This window comes from Paenibacillus sp. FSL R7-0312 (genome assembly GCF_038004445.1).
Classification (GTDB): Bacteria; Bacillota; Bacilli; order Paenibacillales; family Paenibacillaceae; genus Paenibacillus_AQ.
Genome location: NZ_JBBORE010000001.1, coordinates 4082549 through 4100130 on the forward strand (window position 1 = coordinate 4082549; position 17582 = coordinate 4100130).

At 50.3% G+C, this 17582-nt stretch carries 16 protein-coding genes; 10 read left to right on the forward strand and 6 right to left on the reverse strand.

The genetic code is table 11. From position 1 onward, the window contains the following. Positions 1-96 precede the first annotated feature (96 nt). From proC to proB, 3 genes are all read right to left on the reverse strand, one after another. Positions 97-963 carry a pyrroline-5-carboxylate reductase gene (gene proC, locus MKX70_RS17850; protein ID WP_042237567.1) on the reverse strand — a complete coding sequence of 289 codons (867 nt, stop codon included), beginning with the start codon at positions 961-963 and terminating at the stop codon, positions 97-99. Positions 964-1055: 92 nt separating this feature from the next. After that, entirely contained in the window at positions 1056-2303 is a 1248-nt protein-coding gene (locus MKX70_RS17855) for a glutamate-5-semialdehyde dehydrogenase (protein WP_340840431.1), read from the reverse strand. A 94-nt stretch (positions 2304-2397) separates the two neighbouring features. After that, entirely contained in the window at positions 2398-3501 is a 1104-nt protein-coding gene (gene proB, locus MKX70_RS17860; protein ID WP_042237565.1) for a glutamate 5-kinase, read from the reverse strand. Between the two features lie 441 nt (positions 3502-3942). On the opposite strand from proB, the gene MKX70_RS17865 reads away from it, so the two are divergent. Then, positions 3943-4140, forward strand: a complete 198-nt coding sequence (locus MKX70_RS17865; protein ID WP_340840432.1) for a hypothetical protein — start codon at positions 3943-3945, stop codon at positions 4138-4140. A gap of 84 nt (positions 4141-4224) precedes the next feature. Here MKX70_RS17865 and MKX70_RS17870 read toward each other — a convergent pair whose 3' ends face one another. Next, positions 4225-5136 (reverse strand): LysR family transcriptional regulator, encoded by a 912-nt coding sequence (locus MKX70_RS17870; protein WP_042237562.1) that lies wholly within the window; start codon positions 5134-5136, stop codon positions 4225-4227. Between the two features lie 244 nt (positions 5137-5380). Between MKX70_RS17870 and MKX70_RS17875 the strand changes: the two genes are divergently transcribed. The 9 genes from MKX70_RS17875 to MKX70_RS17915 all read left to right on the forward strand — a co-directional run bounded on the left by MKX70_RS17875 (position 5381) and on the right by MKX70_RS17915 (position 16214). After that, positions 5381-5773: a hypothetical protein gene (locus tag MKX70_RS17875; protein ID WP_042237560.1), complete on the forward strand. Its 393-nt coding sequence runs from the start codon at positions 5381-5383 to the stop codon at positions 5771-5773. 197 nt (positions 5774-5970) lie between these two features. Beyond that, complete coding sequence (leuC, locus tag MKX70_RS17880) at positions 5971-7395, forward strand: 3-isopropylmalate dehydratase large subunit (protein WP_042237558.1); 1425 nt, start codon at positions 5971-5973, stop codon at positions 7393-7395. Positions 7396-7425: 30 nt separating this feature from the next. Further along, positions 7426-8028: a 3-isopropylmalate dehydratase small subunit gene (gene leuD / locus MKX70_RS17885; protein ID WP_042237556.1), complete on the forward strand. Its 603-nt coding sequence runs from the start codon at positions 7426-7428 to the stop codon at positions 8026-8028. A gap of 214 nt (positions 8029-8242) precedes the next feature. Then, positions 8243-9817: an N-acetylmuramoyl-L-alanine amidase family protein gene (locus MKX70_RS17890; RefSeq protein WP_042237555.1), complete on the forward strand. Its 1575-nt coding sequence runs from the start codon at positions 8243-8245 to the stop codon at positions 9815-9817. A 163-nt stretch (positions 9818-9980) separates the two neighbouring features. Further along, a complete protein-coding gene (locus tag MKX70_RS17895; protein WP_042237553.1) occupies positions 9981-11423 on the forward strand; it encodes an N-acetylmuramoyl-L-alanine amidase family protein in 1443 nt (480 codons plus the stop codon). A 109-nt stretch (positions 11424-11532) separates the two neighbouring features. Next, positions 11533-12189 (forward strand): GerMN domain-containing protein, encoded by a 657-nt coding sequence (locus MKX70_RS17900; protein ID WP_042237552.1) that lies wholly within the window; start codon positions 11533-11535, stop codon positions 12187-12189. Positions 12190-12211: 22 nt separating this feature from the next. Next, entirely contained in the window at positions 12212-15022 is a 2811-nt protein-coding gene (locus tag MKX70_RS17905; protein WP_340840433.1) for an S-layer homology domain-containing protein, read from the forward strand. Between the two features lie 212 nt (positions 15023-15234). After that, positions 15235-15945 (forward strand): endonuclease III, encoded by a 711-nt coding sequence (nth, locus tag MKX70_RS17910; protein ID WP_042138565.1) that lies wholly within the window; start codon positions 15235-15237, stop codon positions 15943-15945. A gap of 2 nt (positions 15946-15947) precedes the next feature. Next, a complete protein-coding gene (locus MKX70_RS17915) occupies positions 15948-16214 on the forward strand; it encodes a hypothetical protein (protein WP_039308864.1) in 267 nt (88 codons plus the stop codon). 145 nt (positions 16215-16359) lie between these two features. On the opposite strand, the gene MKX70_RS17920 is transcribed toward MKX70_RS17915, so the two are convergent. Together MKX70_RS17920 and MKX70_RS17925 are read right to left on the reverse strand one after the other, a co-directional pair. After that, the gene (locus MKX70_RS17920; protein WP_052416580.1) at positions 16360-16917 is read right to left on the reverse strand and encodes a DUF2812 domain-containing protein; all 558 of its coding nucleotides are present in this window, start codon (positions 16915-16917) and stop codon (positions 16360-16362) included. After that, positions 16907-17257: a PadR family transcriptional regulator gene (locus tag MKX70_RS17925; protein ID WP_042237550.1), complete on the reverse strand. Its 351-nt coding sequence runs from the start codon at positions 17255-17257 to the stop codon at positions 16907-16909. Before MKX70_RS17925 ends, MKX70_RS17920 begins: the two co-directional genes overlap by 11 nt. Positions 17258-17582 lie beyond the last annotated feature (325 nt).

Consider the following 17582-nt stretch of genomic DNA (forward strand, 5'->3'; position numbering starts at 1 on the left):
GGCAGACAACAAATAGCCCGCAGATGCTTCAGGGAAGCGGTCTGCGGGCTGTTTTGTGGAGATAGGGTTAATGTAACATGAACAAATGCTAAAGAATTATTGCAGCTCTTTCTCCAAAGCCGATCCCATTTCACGGGAACGCTCGGCACAGCGGTTAACTGCAGCGATGACCGTTTCGAAAAAATCTCCGCGTTCCAGCACTTCAATCGCGGCTTGGGTAGAGCCGTTCGGCGAGGTGACCTTCTTGCGGAGCGCGGCAGGTTCTTCACCCGTCTGCTGCACCATCCGGGCAGCTCCCAGCACGGTCTGAACCGTAAGCTCGCGGCTCTGCTCAACCGGCAGTCCGCCGCGGATGCCGGCGGCAATCATGGCCTCCATCATGTAGTAGATATAGGCCGGGCCGCTGCCGGAAATTCCTGTTAAGGTTTCCATCCGCTCCTCATCAATTACGGCTGTTAACCCGACAGCTTCGAAGATATTAAGGGCTGTGCGGCGGCTCTGCTCGTCAACCTCCCTGGAGAAGGCTATGCCGGTTGCACCCAGTCCGATGGAGCTGGAGGTGTTGGGCATCGAGCGGACTACAGGCTGCTGTGTACCCAGCAGACCCTGTATGGTGCGGATCGTAAGTCCGGCAATCACGGAGATCACGAGCTGATCCGGTGACAGCAGCGGGCCCAGATTACGCAAGGCTTCTGCAGCATCCTTAGGTTTCATCGCAAGCACAATTACAGGAGCTGTACGCAGAGCTTCTGTTTTTTGCTCAGGAGCATTGTAACCCAGAACACCATAACGGCTGCGTAGTTCAGCCAGACGTTCGCTGCTGCTGCGGTTTAGCATGATGATTTTGCCGGATTCCACTACGTTCCGGGTGATCATTCCGCGCACAATTGCCTCAGCCATCGAGCCTGCGCCATAAAAAACGATATTAATATTGAGAAGTGGAATGGATGGTTGCTGACACATGGCTGGTAGTCCCCCTAAAAGTTATGTTAGCTTAGGATCTCTGCAGTTTCCCGCTTCTGCTTCCCCTAAAACTTGTATCCGAAGCCACTTGCTTATCCCCTTATTTGGCCGGAGCCATGGATAATGTACTTGCATGAAGTGAGCGCAGGCAGCCCCATCGGGCCGCGGGCGTGCAGCTTCTGGGTGCTGATCCCGATTTCGGCACCAAAGCCGAATTCAAAGCCGTCAGTGAATCGGGTGGACGCGTTATGATATACAGCGGCAGCATCCACTTCCTGCAGGAAATGGGCGGCATTCGAGGTATCCTCGGTCACAATGCACTCGGAATGTTTGGTACTGTACTCAGCGATATGCCCGAGAGCCGTTTCAAGAGTGTCCACGATTTTGACATTGAGAATATAGTCATTGTATTCCGTGGCGAAATCCTGCGGTGTAACCGGCAGAGCCCAAGGGACAAGAGCGATTGTAGCCGGACAGCCGCGTAACTCCACATGGACACCGCGGAAGGCCTCCGCCAAAGCCGGCAGGTGATTGGCGGCAAAATCACGGTGAACGAGCAAGGTCTCCATAGAGTTGCAGACAGAAGGACGCTGCGCCTTCGCATTCAGGCTGATCCGCTGCGCCATCCCGGGTTCGGCAGTGGCATCCAGATAAGTATGGCATATGCCTGCACCTGTTTCAATTACCGGTACCGTGGCGTTAAGCACGACATTCTGAATGAGTGAACTTCCGCCGCGCGGAATGATGACATCCAGCAGACCATTCAGCTTCAGCATTTCATCCACAGAGGAACGGTCCGGATCTTCGATCAGCTGAAGGGCATCAGGCGGCACTGCAGTTCCCGCCAAAGCTCGGTGCAGTACCTCTGCGATCGCACGGTTAGAGGAAAGAGCGGACGAGCCGCCGCGCAGGACCACGGCATTGCCAGTTTTGAGGCACAGGCCCGCAGCGTCAACGGTTACGTTCGGACGGGCCTCATAGATGATGCCGATAACGCCAAGCGGAACGCGGACCTTCTCGATGAAAAGGCCGTTCGGGCGTTCGATGGTTTCCAGATTGTCACCAATCGGATCCGGCAGTACGGCGATCTGCCGCAAGCCTTCGGCTATGCTATCAATCCGGCCTGCATCCAGTGCCAGCCGGTCGAGCATCGACTCCGGTGTGCCGTTTAGCCGCCCGCGATTCAAGTCCTCGGCGTTGGCGGCAATAAGATAATCCGCTTCAGCGCGCAGGGCTGCGGCCATGACAAGCAGCGCTTCATTCTTCTGACCGGTAGTCAAGCTTGCGAGTACCCCTGTGGTCGCTTTGGCCAGCGTCGTTTTGTTTACCACTTCACTCATGACGATTCCCCCTAAAAGTTATGTTGGCATTATGCATCTATGAAACTGATTCGTACAAAACTCATTTTGAAAGCATACGCTAAGTATGGTGAGCTTACCGAAGTGTGATCCATTCGTCGCGGTGGATAACCTCGAGCCGGTGCACTTCGCCGAGTCTTGGGACAACCTCGCGGCTGGGAAGCCCCTGGATGCTGCGGAGCTGGGTATCATCATAATTGACGATGCCCCGTCCTAGCAGTTTGGCATCCGGGCCGAGTACTTCTACAACATCTCCGGAATGGAAGCTGCCCTCGATTCGTCTGACCCCGACCGGCAGCAGGCTATGGCCTCCATGGAGCAGAGCTTCTACCGCGCCGTCGTCAACATACAGGGAGCCCAGCGGGGTGGACATGAATCCAAGCCATTGTTTCTTGACAGGCAGGGAGGAGAGGGTTGTGGCAAAATATGTGCCTTTGCCTGTGCCTTCAGCTGCCAGTGAAAGATCACCAGGCTCCGTAACTCTGCCTACAAAGACAGGAACGCCTCCCCGAGTGGCAATCTTGGCAGCATCGATCTTCGAACGCATGCCGCCAGTGCCTACGCTTGAGCCAGCGCCGCCTGCAATAGCATAGATCTCCGGTGTAATCTCTTCTATATGCTGATACCGGACTGCATCCGGATGCTTGCGAGGGTCCCCGCTGTATACGCCGTCCATATCCGTCAGGACCAACAGCCGTGAGGCCTTCAGGAGATTGGCGACGAGCGCCGACAGGGTATCATTATCACCGAATTTCAATTCGTCTACCGATACAGTGTCATTCTCGTTGAACACGGGTACTGCGCCCTGCCGAAGCAGTTCCTCCACAGTCATCATGGCGTTGTTCATGGCGCGGCGGCTGCAGAAGTCCGTGCGTGTCAGAAGAATCTGTGCTGTAGGAATACTGTGCCCGGCAAAGGCTTCTTGATAAGCCTGCATGAGCATAACCTGTCCTACCGCTGCTGCGGCCTGCTTCTCGTGCAGCAGCTTGGGGCGGGACGGATAGCCGATAGCACGGAATCCGGCCGCCACCGCTCCTGAGGTAACCAGAAGAACTTCACAGCCTTGCTTACGGAGTGCGGCAATCTCGGCGGCGAAGAAGGCGACCGCAGACCGGTTCAATCCGCCCTCAGGGCCGCTCAGTGAGCTGCTGCCGATTTTGACCACGATTCTTGTCGTCATTGTCTTTCACTTTCCTCTCAAATTTCAATCGCTGTAAGCCCGAAAATGACAAAAAGCCCCCATCCTTAGACTTAGCAAAGGACGAAAGCTTGGTTAACTTCCGCGGTACCACCTTCATTGATGAGGGTTCATCCGACTTCATTCTCGTAACGGGAGTATCCGTCCTGCTGGGCAGGCCGCTCGGGGGTAGGATTCGGAATGGACATCCGCGGTAAATTCTCCCAGCCTTCCGGAATTTACTCTCTGCGCGCGAATCATTGTCAATTCTTACTGGTCCCGTCTGCACGTTTCACTATTTGTCATTTAGGATACCATGGCCAAGCAGGGTTTGCAAAGAGCCGTCCTGCGAATTTTTTTGGGATGGAGGGGAGCGAAATTAATGTTTGATCTTCAGGGGGGCGGGTAAAATATTTATAATCTGTTACCAGGAGGTGGATTGAATTGAGTAAGAGCACTAATATCCAGCAGGAACAGAAGCAAAATGCCAAAGAAGCCGCTGAAGTTCAAAATAAGGCGATCAGAGAGTTTGTCGAGGATAAGGCCGGGGATTCCCGTACTAGGGGACCGGTTGATGAGAGTACAGGCCGTCTGCCGGATGATCAGAACCGCCTGATCACGCAGCATAATTTGCGCAAATAAATAATTACTTCCCGTGAAAAATACAGCAAATGCCCATCCGGCTTCCAGACAGGTGCCGGATGGGTATTTGCATTGTTCTGCTGTTTATTCGTCCGCCAGTCCGGCAACCGTTGCTTTGAAGGTTTCAATGAAAGCTTCAGCGGCCCGGGATAAGTAGCGTCCGCGCCGGTAAGCGACCACCAGGGTACGGCTGGGTACCGGATCAGCCAAAGGCAGGTAGACAGGTACAAATTCACTCCTCGGAGCACGTGCGATGAAATGGGGCACCAGCGTTACACCCATCCCTGTGGCTACAAGCGACTGAACGGTCTCCATATTATTGCTTTCAAATACAATCTGCGGCTCAAAACCGGCTTCACGGCAGAGTTCAACGGTCATTTTACGGAAGCCCTGACCTTCTTTGAGCACGATGAACGGTTCATTCTTAAGCTCATGCAGTGAGGTGCGGATACCCAGAGCACTCCGCGCTGCCAACGGATGCTCAGGCGGGACCGCCAGATCGATCCGTTCCTCGCCAAGGACCTCATAAGCCAGAGTCGGAATCTCCAGCGGCAGGGAGAGCAGGCTTAGATCCGTCTGGCCGCTGGCGGTCAGCTTCTCCAGATTCATAGAGGAGTCCTCCAGCAGGGTGATTTCAACCTCGGCATATGTACTTTTGAATACCGGCAGTACATGCGGGAGCAGGTGCGCACCAGTGATCGGCATGCTGCCTACCACGACCCGTCCGGTCCGCAGCTGGGAGATATCGGACATTTCCTGGCGTAGCAGCTCCACGGCATCAATGATCGCCTGGGCCTGCTCAACGAATTTCTCCCCGGCATAGGTCAGCTCAACGGAGCTGGTATTACGCTGGAAGAGAAGAACACCCAGCTCTTTTTCCAGTTTGGAGAGCTGCTGGCTTAAGGAGGGCTGGGCAATATGCAGCTTGTCTGCTGCTCGTGAGAAGTTTCTTTCTGCAGCGATCTGAAGTGTGTACTGCAATTGTCTGAGTTCCACGGATAGGCTCCTTTATTAAAAAGAATGGATAATCTGTCTATAAGTATAACCTATAGATATCCGATTTAGTATAGGTGGATGTTTGGCAGCGAAGAGAGTGGTGTGCATCAGCAGGTTGATAATCTTACATAATCTGCATATTAAATATCTTTATTTTGAACATAGGGATATACTTAAATTATTCTTCAGGAGCCCTTATGCATGCTCTAGGCATACGTTCTTCGAAATAAACGGGGGGGGTATTATGGGCGTTCTGGCAAGATTAATACAATCATTTGACGAGCTCGAAGAACAGCTGGGGTATTTTATTCATAATAATTCGGCCATCGAGCCATTGGATGAGAATCATAACTATCTATACGGGGAGACCGGCTTCTGGTCTAAGCCACAGCCTCATCAGGCCTATATGCAGAAGCATGTGCTGGCGGATTACCTGCAATTAACCGCTCTCTGCAGCCAAGTTCTCGTCAATGTCAAAAGCGAACATTATCACAAATTCGAGCGGAGCACGGCTGTCGTACTCAGTCATATCAGGCAGAACACACTGCTTCCGAGCAGGACACTGGAAGATGTTTTTAATGAGATTAAGCTGGAAATGGACATTCAGCGTGGAATCATTGCGGGTACGTATCAATAAGGAAACAGCAGAAGCTTAAAGAGTAAGGAACTACTTTCGGCGGTTGTACTGCAGGCGCGCGCTATAGGATGAACCTATAAGTGCTATAGAAATCATATCTTGGAATTATAAACGTACTGATGTTATATTTAGAACATTCAAGAGAGACTCCACGCTCTCATCCAAATGGAACGATTCTACTATATGAGGTGAAATTCATGGGCAACAAGACAATGTTTGAAAAGATTTGGGAAAATCACGTTATTCATCAAGAGGAAGGCAAGCCAAGTATCATCTATATCGATCTGCATCTGGTTCATGAGGTTACTTCTCCACAGGCCTTTGAAGGATTGCGCTTGAGCGGCCGTCCGGTCCGCCGTCCGGGGCTTACTTTCGCGACTATGGATCATAACGTGCCTACCAAGGACCGCTACAATATTACAGATCCGATCTCCAAGCAGCAGATAGATACCCTTTCACAGAACTGCCGTGATTTCGGTGTCAGACTGTTCGATCTGAATGATATTGATCAGGGTGTTGTACACGTTATGGGGCCGGAAATTGGCCTGACACATCCCGGCAAGACCATTGTCTGCGGGGACAGTCACACCTCCACACACGGAGCGTTTGGTGCGCTAGCCTTCGGGATCGGCACCAGCGAAGTTGAACATGTGCTTGCGACCCAGTGTCTGCAGCAGTCCAAGGCGAAGACAATGGAAGTACGCTTTACGGGTAACCGTAATCCGGGAGTGACCGCCAAGGATATGATTCTCGGCGTCATCGCCAAATACGGTACGGATTTTGCCACTGGTTATGTTATCGAATATACAGGCGAAGCAATCCGTGAACTGTCGATGGAAGAACGCATGACAGTCTGTAATATGTCGATTGAAGGCGGAGCGAGAGCCGGCCTGATCGCACCTGACGAGACTACATTCGACTATCTGCGCGGACGTCAATATGTGCCGCAAGGCGAAGCGTATGATGCTGCTGTGGAGATCTGGAAAGGTCTCGTAAGCGATGAAGGCGCACAATATGACACCATAGTGGAATTCGATGTAGAAACGCTGATTCCGCAGGTTACCTGGGGCACCAGCCCGGGAATGGGTACGGACATTAACTCCAGTGTGCCGAATCCTGCAGACTTCACCACTGAGAACGAACGTAAAGCCGCTGAAAAAGCGCTTGAATATATGGATTTGGCTCCAGGTACGCCTATCTCTGAAATCGGTATTGACTATGTCTTTATTGGCTCCTGCACCAATGGCCGGATTGAGGATTTGCGGGCTGCGGCTCAAGTAGCCAAAGGCCATAAGGTATCCGATAAGGTGACGGCAATTGTTGTACCGGGCTCCGGACGCGTTAAGCTGCAGGCTGAGAAGGAAGGTCTGGACAAGGTCTTCACAGAAGCCGGTTTTGAATGGCGTGAAGCAGGCTGCAGTATGTGCCTGGCCATGAATCCGGATGTTCTGCAGCCTGGACAACGCTGCGCATCGACCTCCAACCGTAACTTTGAAGGACGCCAGGGACGCGGCGGACGCACGCATCTGGTCTCTCCTGCCATGGCGGCTGCGGCTGCAATTAAAGGACGGTTCACCGATGTCCGCGACTGGAATTACAAGACGGAAGCCGTCAACTCATAGAATAATTGAGAGAGCAGGAGGACACAGCAAATGGAAGAATTTAAAAAATTAACAGGTGTCGTAGCCCCGGTAGACCGGGTTAATGTAGATACGGATGCAATCATTCCGAAGCAATTCCTGAAACGGATCGAGCGTACCGGGTTTGGACAATTTCTTTTTTACGAATGGCGTTTTGATGAAGCAGGAAATGATAATGCAGCGTTTGAGATGAACAAGCCGCGCTATCAGGGAGCATCCGTGCTGATCTCGCGTGCGAACTTCGGCTGCGGCTCCTCCCGGGAGCATGCGCCTTGGGCTATCCTGGATTACGGGTTCAGAGTGGTAATCGCCCCGTCCTATGCCGACATCTTCTATAACAACTGCTTCAAGAACGGCATTCTGCCGATTAAGCTGTCGGAAACACAGGTGGATGACCTGTTCAGCCGTACCGCAGAGCATGAAGGCTATACACTGACCGTAGATTTGGAGAACAACAGATTGAGCGATGAATACGGCCTTGCCATTACGTTTGAACTGGATGAGCACCGCCGCCAGTTTCTCCTGCAGGGATTGGATGATATCGGTCTGACGCTTCAGCATGCAGATGAGATTGCAGCGTACGAAGAACGTCATGCTGCCAAGCTTTTCGGCTAAGCAATGTCGGGATGCTTGCAGGGAAGAGAGTGAACATCTGGCGAAGAATTCGTAAACTTTACAATTTTTACACAAAACTTCTATTTCCGGTGTCGGAAATAGAAGTTTTTTTGCTATAATCGATATATTCATTGCCTGTGAAGGCAACTTTTGGAGATTTCTGTCGTCTTAATCTTATCTATGGTTCTATCAATTGACAAAAGGAGAGGAAAGGATGAAGAAAGCCGGACAACGGATGTTATTCCTACTGCTGCTGCCGCTCTTGTTACTGTCATTCCCCGTTCATGATACTGCCGCTGCCGCAAGCAGCCAGGGAAGGATTGTAATGGACAGTAAGGAGCTTGCGCTGCCCAAAGGGGTCATCCTTGAAAACGTGAATGGAAGCGTTATGATTCCAATCCGGGTGGTGGTGGAGAATCTTGGTTTTGAAGTGCTCTGGGAGCAGACCACCCGCAAAGTAACCGTCCAGCAGGACGGCAAGACGGTACAGCTTGCAGTAGGTAGCAAGACGGCTGAAGCCGATGGCGTAAGTCTGCTGCTGAATGCCGCTCCCAAGCAGAATGGCGGTACGGTACTGGTTCCTATCCGTTTCGTGAGTGAACAGTTCGGACTCAGTGTCGGCTGGGATAATTCCGACAAAACAGTTTACTTAAGCGGCGGAATAACTCTGGATACACCTGTATCTGCAGATCCTCTGCCTTCAGCTACCGTGGCGCCTGCAACCTCTCCAGGCCCTGTGGTGGCAGTGCAATCCCCTGCTCCGACACCGCAGCCTCAGACCAATACAGAGATTCCTGAAGAGGTCGAGGGCAGCATTACGGCCTCTCCGACTCCAGCAGTTACGTCCCCGACTGTTAAGGGGGCTGTATTCAGTGAGAACCGTCTTATTGTTGCGGTTGCCGGAGGTGCCAAGCCTACGGTAACCAAGATTACCGGACCTGACCGGATTGTAGTTGATTTTCAGGGAGCTGCGTTTGCCTCTGATTTCAGCGGTAGCTTTCCGGGGGTATCTGCCAGCGGCAGTCCGCAGGGAAGGCTGGACGTAAGCGGTTACCCGCTGGTATCTGAAATACGCTATGCGCTATTTAGCACCAGTCCTTCTACGGTCCGGTTCGTAATCCAAACCGCAGGCAGCCAGAATTACCAGCTGAGTACGGATGACAGTACAGGGCTGGTGACAGTAGATCTCAATACGGAGAATAGCGGAGCTGGTACACCGGTGAATACAGGACTTACCGGCAAGCCAATTGTAGCGCTTGATGCAGGTCATGGAGGCACACAGCCGGGAGCAATCAGTCTCACAGGCAAAGCGGAAAAAGACTTCAATCTTGCGGTTATCCTTAAAGTTGGAGCGATTCTGACACAAGAGGGTTGGGCGAATGTTGTATACACACGAACATCTGATGTTACTCTCGGTCTGCAGGACCGAGTGAAAACTGCTGAAGCCGCAAAGGCTACGCTGTTTGTTTCGCTGCATGGGAATTCGTTGGATGTAGGGTATCCGAACCGTGACAAAGTCAATGGCAGTGAAACCTATTACAGCCGCAGCGAAAGTCTTCCGCTTGCCCAAATCATGCAAAAGCATCTGGTTGCCGGTACAGGATTCAAAGATAACGGCGTCAGATCGAAGAGTCTGCATGTCACCAGAGAGACAAGCATGCCAGCCGTACTGCTGGAGGCAGGTTATCTGACGAATCCGGGAAATGAAGCGGCTATGTACAGCGAGCAGATGCAAAATAATCTGGCACGGGAAATTGTGGCGGGAATTAAAGAATATCTTGGGCTTTAAATAACGTGGCAAGGGAGCTGCGTGTGAAGAGTCCTGATTTTTAATGGTATTTATTCGCAACTTTTAGGTTCATCGGGCGTCTAAACTATGTCGAAGATTGTCAGTAGGATTGCACCAAGAACGCTCGTTTGGGGGCGGAATACTAGAGTCTTAGAGGTGAAGAATGAAGAAATTTGCTTGTATGCTGTTGCTGCTGTTGTTCTTTGTTGTGATTCTGCCGGGGCAAGGACAAGCTGCTGCGGCTACCAACAAGATTTTCCTGGATGGACAGGAACTGACCGCAGGGCAGGATGTTCCGGTGGAAAATGTAAACAACTCCATTATGGTACCGCTAAGAATGATCGCTGAGAACCTTGGATACAAGGTGAACTGGAATCAGACAAGCAAGACCGTTACGATTGAACAGCAAGGTAAGACTATGCAGCTGATCGTTAATCAGACTGCAGCCTCCGTAGACGGTAAGACCGTGATCTTGACGACGTCACCGCTTCTGCGGAACGGTACAACTCTCGTGCCGATCAGATTCATCGGAGAGCAGTTTGGCCTTACAGTCAAATGGGACAATACGAATAAGATTGTAGATCTTATTACCCCGGAAATCCCGGATACTAACACAGAAACAGGTGGAAGTAACGGAGACGGGGGAACTGTTGTAGTCCCGCCGGATGATGCGGCAAGCGGCCTGAGCATGATTAACGGAATCAGCTTCAATGAGAACAGGCTAACCATTGCACTTGAGGGCAACACCCAGCCGATGGTTTCCAAAGTGAGCGGACCGGACCGGATTGTAATTGACTTGCCGAATGCCACTTTCTCGGATGTATTCGGTACAGGACAACAGCTGGATCCCAACCTGAACGGTATGCTTACGGTTACTGATTATCCGGATGTATCCGGTGTGCGTTACTCGCTCTATAGTACCGCCCCGTACACTGTACGTTTTGTAATTGACCTTACTACTTCGAGAAATTATAGCGTTGAAGTTTCGGGCGATGTCTCCAAGCTGATTGTCATTGATTTGAATGCGCAGAGCACTGGAGATACTTCTACACAGCCCGGCAACAGCGGGCGTAAACTGGTGGTGCTCGATGCCGGGCATGGCGCCAAGGATTCCGGGGCCGTTGGTGTTACCGGTAAATACGAGAAGAATTTCAATCTGGCTGTTATTCTGAAGGCGGCGGAGCTGCTGAAGCAGGAGAACAAAATTGACGTGGTTCTGACCCGCAGTGATGACACCTTCCTTGAACTGAAGGACAGGGCGGCAATTGCTAACAACCTCAAGGCTGATTTATTCATCTCTGTCCATGCCAACAGCAGCGGCTCTTCCGCAGCAAGCGGAACGGAGACCTACTATCAGCGCGAAGCCAGCAAGGCTCTGGCGAATGTGATGCACAAGTATCTTGTACAGGCTACCGGACTTAGTAACCGGGGCGTACGTTACGGCAACTTCCACGTTATACGCGAGACAACGATGCCTGCGGTACTGCTTGAAGTTGGCTACCTCAGCAACAAGAATGATGAGGCACTTCTGTTCACGGAATCACTTCAGAACAAAGTTGCTGCATCAATGGTAAGCGGGATTAAGGAATATCTCGGGGTTCAATAACAACGGGCGGTAGCCAGGGCCGCAAAGTCGGATTTCGGCCATGGATTGGGGTCAAAGAGACTTTGCGGCCCTGTCCCGCCCGTATTCATATGGAGGGGGTTATTTAGTGATGAACAAGAAATTGACATATGCAGGTATAGCAGTATTACTGCTCGCAGTAATTTCGGGATGCGGTGACAAACCAACCGCCTCACCGGCCGATGCAGCCGGACAGGATTCATCCGCCGTATCGAGCGGAGCGGAAGGGGACGCAGGGAACGCCAGCAGTGCTAATAGCACTAATGCACCTCAGGCTACAAGTACGCCGGAGCCTGCAGCTACGGAAGCTCCTGTAGCTACTGAGCAGCCGGCAGCGCCAGAGAAGCAAAGCCAGAATATCCAGGTCTATTATACAGATCCTCAGCAGACTGATCTGGTGGCGGCCGAAGTCTCTGTCAGCTTCACAGATGCCAAAGAAAAATACTCAGAGGCCTTTAAGTCTCTCCAGAGCAGCAAGAATGCCGACCAGATTCCGCTTTGGAGCAAAATTGAGCTGAAATCTCTGGAATTCACGAATGGACAGATTGTTCTGGATATTCATAAGCCGGATGAAGCACAGCTTGGTGCAGGCGGTGAAGCCCTGGCAATCAGCGCGTTATCCAAGACCTTCTTCCAGTTTGAAGAAGTGAAGAATATCGATGTTCTGGTAGACGGAGAACAAGTCGAGAGCCTGATGGGACATGTGGACCTCGTGCATCCAATGACCCGAGAGAATAACGGATTGTAAGCATTACGCAGGAATTAGGCTAATGGCTGACGAAATAGCCAACATAGAAATTCAGATAAGCCATGGAGAGGGGAATATCGAATTGTCCGGTCACAAAAAATTAAAGCGTAAGGTTCAGTCTTATTCTGCTAAAGCGGTGTCCGCTGTTCTGGCCGGCACTATGGTGCTTGGCGGTACAGGAGCGGTGTTTGCCGACAGTACCTCAACCGGAACACCAATTGCAGCGGTAACTACCCAGAGTGCAGCAACAGCTGCAGGGATATTTAGTGATGTTAAAACGGGCTTCTGGGCCGAAAAGCATATTTACAAGCTGGCTTCCCAAGGTATTGTTGTCGGTAATAACGGCTTATTCCGTCCGGGTGACTCCGTTACCCAGCAAGAGGCTGTTCTGATGGCGCTGCGCTTTATGAAACTGCAGGGCAACGTAAACACAAGCACAGATGTGGTTCTTCCTGCTGATTTCATGGTAACTAACTATTACAAGCCTTATGTTGTGCTAGCATTTCAGCAGGGACTGCTGGATAAGACGGTAGAAATGGCTGTAGATAACCTGAAGACCTCTTGGGGAGAACGCAAGGCCAGCCGAGAGTGGGTTGCAGAATTACTGGTCCGGGCACTGGGTAAGAGTGCATCTGCAGCAGCGGCAGCGGGTGAACCGACCGGTTTTGCCGATGATTCCAAGGTATCTGCGAATAAGCGCGGCTATATTAACACCGCAGTTGATCTAGGCCTGGCCAACGGACTGGACGGCAACCGCTTCGACCCGCAGGGCGCAGTAACCCGTGCCCAGCTTGCCACCTTCTTCAGCCGTGCTGAGGCGCACAACACGCTTGACTACGATAATACATTCAAAGGAACGGTAAGTTCACTGAAAGACGGCAAGCTGACACTATTTAGTAACGGCAGCACTACGGACTTCACTTTGAATGCGAACACTGCTTATTTCACAAGTACTTCAGAGACCCGCATCTCTCTGAACGAGATACAGCCCTACACCAAAGTGACCGTTATCGGTGCAACGTATAGCGCAGCTTATGTAGAGCTGACTGATCCGACACAACAACTCGATCAGGCTGAGGGTACTTTTACCAAGGTCTCTTCAGGTATTGTCTGGGTGGATTCAGCATTGGGTTATGATCAGTATGACTATGATGCCGGTACTGTATTCACCGATGTGAATGGTACAGTGATCCAGCCGTCATCGATTACTGCAGGCAGCAAGATAAGATTGACCCGTGAAACGTTCAGCGGTTCTCATAAAGTGGTGAAGGTCCAAGTGACCTCTGGCGTAGTTAATAAGACTGCAACCGGCACGATTCAGAATGTAGATGCGGCTTCCAAGAGCATAACGTTCAAGAATACAGACGGAACAACGGAAAGCTTTAAGTGGGAGGATGGGATTTCATTATTCAGTTCCCAGAATTCCATTCTTCTGCCGGCTGATTTGAAGGCAGGTGCTGCCGTCTCCTACACGATCAAGGATAACCTGATCCGTTCTGTAGAGGTTACTTCTGGTATAGAGCGTACTGTTAAGGGCTTTATATATGAGTTGACGGATTCTACCATTGTCTATCAAAAGACAGATGGCAGCCGTGAAGTTAAACTTCTGGCCAGTAAACCGGTAATTGTAATTCCAAATGTGGCTAATCCTGTGATAGGTGATCTAATCTCTGATAAAACAGGCGGAGACAATGTTCAGCTTACGCTGAACAGCAGTGATCAGGTGACCCATATTGAGGTGGTCAGCCGGCAAATCAATCAGTTTACCGGAGCAACAGTGGTTGATTTTAACGCGAAGACCCAATTCCTTACCTTCACTGATAATCTTGGCAAAGCACATGTAATCAAGCTCGATACAAATACTAAGATGTCTTATGATGGTACCCCGACAACATCAATTACCAGTATGGGTGCAAGGCTTGCCGAAAACCGGAAAGTAGATGTGACTTCGATTAATGAGCGGGCATTGTCAGTTGAGCTATCTACCAAATATTCCGGTATACTGACTGCCATTAATGCCTCGACTAGGACCATTGTTTTCAAAATGAGCAATGGCCAGCTGATGACCATGGGATATCCGCTTAACGTAGATATATTTGGCAAAACCAGTGCGACTATGGCAGATGTTTCGGTGAATGTACCAGTAACTGCAGTGCTCACCGGCAATCAAGAGATAATTTCGGTCCTGCGGGTAGCCTCATCGGTACAGCTTGAGGTTGCAGGAGTGAATGCCAATACTAACAAAGTCACTGTCAAGTCAGGCAGCGGAACCAGCGATATTTATGTAGCGGCCGTTCCTCTTAGTAATGAGGCGGGCCAGACAATCACACTTAGTGAAATAAAGACAGGCGATTATGTGAATATTAACTTTGACGGAGCCACAGCATTGTCGATGCAATCGGTTAAGCAGTATTCCGGTCAAGTCTCTGCGGTTGACGCTGCAGCCAGAACTTTCACTGTAAAGGATTATTCCGGTGTGTCCCAGAATTTCGCCGCCAGTGCTGGGGTGAGAATTACCCGTGACGGTGTAACCACTACTGATCTGAGTGGCCTTACTACAGCGGACCGTGTGATAGCGCGTAAGGATGCCAGTGGAGTAATTATTATTTCAGTATTCAGTCAGCTTAGCCGCACCTTCGCACGCTATGAGAGTGCAACGAGTGAAGTCATGACCAAACGCGCCACTCTGAATGAAAATTATAAGTTTGTACTTGCGGCAAATGCATATATTCATCAAGGTGACACGACTTTACCCGTGCAATCTCTCAAAGAAAATGATAATATTATAATGTATTTCAACAACGACAAGATCGTGGAAATAGTGAAACAATAATCGTTTTGGTGATTTTCCGTGTGAAACACCGTCTTGATTCAGGATTTTGTCCTGAATCAAGACGTTTTTTTTGAAATATAAGGACAGCGCTGTGTTCACTTGAACGCTATGGAAGTATACGATATAATGTATTCTTTGCTTATATTTCTTTTATTTAGAGAAGTTATGCCCGTATGAAACTGCGGGTGTAAGTACTCCGTGGAGGGGACGCTATGAAAGTTGCAGAAGTCCGCCACATCCTGGATACCATCGGAGGCATGTTCCCTGATGCGCATTGCGAGCTGAACCATAGTAACGCTTTTGAGCTAACTATAGCGGTGCTGCTCTCGGCCCAATGTACGGACGCAACAGTGAACAAGGTGACCGAGGACCTGTTTCAGAAGTATAAAGCTCCAATCGACTACATTTCAGTGCCGCTTGAAGAGCTCGAGCGGGATATCCGGCGGATTGGCTTATTTCGCAACAAGGCCAAGCATATTCAGAACCTCTGCTCCATTCTGATTGAGCAGTATGGCGGAGAAGTGCCTCAGGCCCATGATTTGCTGGTAACCTTACCGGGTGTCGGCCGCAAGACTGCGAATGTGGTCATATCCAACGCTTTCGGCGTACCGGCCATTGCCGTGGATACTCATGTGGAACGGGTAGCCAAACGGCTCGCGCTTGCGGGCTGGAAAGATTCGGTGCTGGAAGTGGAGAAGAAGCTGATGAAGGCGGTGCCGCGTGACGAATGGACGTTAACGCACCACCGGCTGATCTTTTTCGGGCGTTATCACTGTAAGTCGCAGAATCCGCAATGTCAGGTCTGCCCGCTGCTGGATGTATGCCGGGAAGGCAAAAAACGTATGAAAACCGCTGTAATCAGGAAAGATAAGGTTCATACGAAATCAAACAAAGATTTAGAGATGAAGAAGAGGATGGGATAGAGATGAAGTGCATTTCTGTATACACCGATAATTTTGAAGCGTTCTCCGATATTTTTGACCGTGTGGTGGACAGCCCTATGGAAGAAAATGAAGAGCAGGAAGTAGAGGGCATCACAATCAGCCATTCCGGCGATGTGCCTGAGTTCTACCTGGAACGTATGTCCGTGAAGCCTGAAGTGGTTGTTATGAAGGACAAAGCCCGCGGCCTTACCATTCTGCAGCACGGTAAAGTGTTCGAAATCCTGCTTCCAGTCCTGGAAACAGCTTAATAGCAATTCATATGTACAAAGAGCCGGCCCGAGGGCCGGCTTTTTGCGTCAAACGATAAGAATATATATGTCTGGGACCCGGCAAATTCCTGAGTAATCATCGAAGATAAGGCCTTAGTGAGTGTGGTGTTATATGCGTGGTTGGCTAATCTGAGAACGCTCTAAGCCTTAGAGAATAGGCAATGTAAACCATAAGAGAAGGCAGGAAGAACACGGCACACAGCAGCAGGGAAACATGCGAGATGTTTTGAAGCAGCTGATGGTCCCACACCTGCCGGGAAAGATATAGCAGCACACAAGTGATGAGCGTCAGCAGCATGACTACAATAGCGAAAACTTTGCTGGCACGGGTGATTTTGCGGTATTTCTCATAGAGTGTTGAGCGGTCTGTATGAATGGGAACGGTTCCCGGTTCAGCAACGAAGATATGCATATCCCCGGCGGAACACACATAACCCCAGCCGCTGTCAGCGAACATTTCACGGTACTCATTCTGGTCCTTCTGCGGCACATGCTGGATGTCCAGACAATAAATTTGCTTATGCGCTGGACCTCTGCGGACAATGAAGCCAGAACCAAACAGGGAGAACCGCTCCAGCAGCCAGCCTTTCTCCGACAACCTGCTTAGTTTAGTCATTTCATTCTGCTCGGCAAAAGCCAGTCCTTTAGACGGAATGTACCGTGTCTGCTTATTAGTTTTCATGAGTCAACGCCTCCTTAGCATTTAGCTGTGCTATATTCCCGTGCCTCGACATGCGCAGTCTCCGTTCAATCTCAGCCTCCACCAGACCCGTTCCGCTTGAAGTAATCTGATAGGTCTTGCGCCGTTCATCCTCATCCTCGTTCAATAGAATGTAGCCGGATTTCTGCAGTTTCTTGATTAGTGTATAGAGTGTAGCGGGTCCCATCCTGACTTCGCCTTCGGTTAGCTCTTCGATGTACTTCATGATTGCATAGCCGTGCTTCGGAGTGAGCAACGCGAGCAGAATATAATAAGCTGAGTCGGATAATTGCTCCGTTTGCAATGGGTTATTCTTGGTCATTACACACCTCCTGTCCGATAATAGAAGAACCTAAGATATATATCGTAATTGGTTATATCCAACTATGATATATCCATTATGGATATAGTAATAAATCTGGAATCATCTGTCAAGGGGTCGATTAGTCCAGCGAAGTCTTGTTTTTCGTGAAGGATTATAGCTGATTTTGTAAAAGTGGCTAGTTGATTTGTGACAATCTGATGATAAAATGTAATTATTCTATTCTTGCTGATCAGATAAACATACTAATGTTATAGCTTCACATAAGTGGAAGCCCGAAGCTTATCTATTCTTATCTATAAATAAATGGATGCACATGTTGTAG

Coding starts and splice junctions, on each gene's coding strand:
- proC (WP_042237567.1), bottom strand. CDS start 963: ATGTGTCAGCAACCATCCATTCCACTTCTCAATATTAATATCGTTTTT.
- MKX70_RS17855 (WP_340840431.1), bottom strand. CDS start 2,303: ATGAGTGAAGTGGTAAACAAAACGACGCTGGCCAAAGCGACCACAGGG.
- proB (WP_042237565.1), bottom strand. CDS start 3,501: ATGACGACAAGAATCGTGGTCAAAATCGGCAGCAGCTCACTGAGCGGC.
- MKX70_RS17875 (WP_042237560.1), top strand. CDS start 5,381: ATGGGCGTTCTGGCAAGATTAATACAATCATTTGACGAGCTCGAAGAA.
- leuC (WP_042237558.1), top strand. CDS start 5,971: ATGGGCAACAAGACAATGTTTGAAAAGATTTGGGAAAATCACGTTATT.
- leuD (WP_042237556.1), top strand. CDS start 7,426: ATGGAAGAATTTAAAAAATTAACAGGTGTCGTAGCCCCGGTAGACCGG.
- MKX70_RS17890 (WP_042237555.1), top strand. CDS start 8,243: ATGAAGAAAGCCGGACAACGGATGTTATTCCTACTGCTGCTGCCGCTC.
- MKX70_RS17895 (WP_042237553.1), top strand. CDS start 9,981: ATGAAGAAATTTGCTTGTATGCTGTTGCTGCTGTTGTTCTTTGTTGTG.
- MKX70_RS17900 (WP_042237552.1), top strand. CDS start 11,533: ATGAACAAGAAATTGACATATGCAGGTATAGCAGTATTACTGCTCGCA.
- MKX70_RS17905 (WP_340840433.1), top strand. CDS start 12,212: ATGGCTGACGAAATAGCCAACATAGAAATTCAGATAAGCCATGGAGAG.
- nth (WP_042138565.1), top strand. CDS start 15,235: ATGAAAGTTGCAGAAGTCCGCCACATCCTGGATACCATCGGAGGCATG.
- MKX70_RS17915 (WP_039308864.1), top strand. CDS start 15,948: ATGAAGTGCATTTCTGTATACACCGATAATTTTGAAGCGTTCTCCGAT.
- MKX70_RS17920 (WP_052416580.1), bottom strand. CDS start 16,917: ATGAAAACTAATAAGCAGACACGGTACATTCCGTCTAAAGGACTGGCT.
- MKX70_RS17925 (WP_042237550.1), bottom strand. CDS start 17,257: ATGACCAAGAATAACCCATTGCAAACGGAGCAATTATCCGACTCAGCT.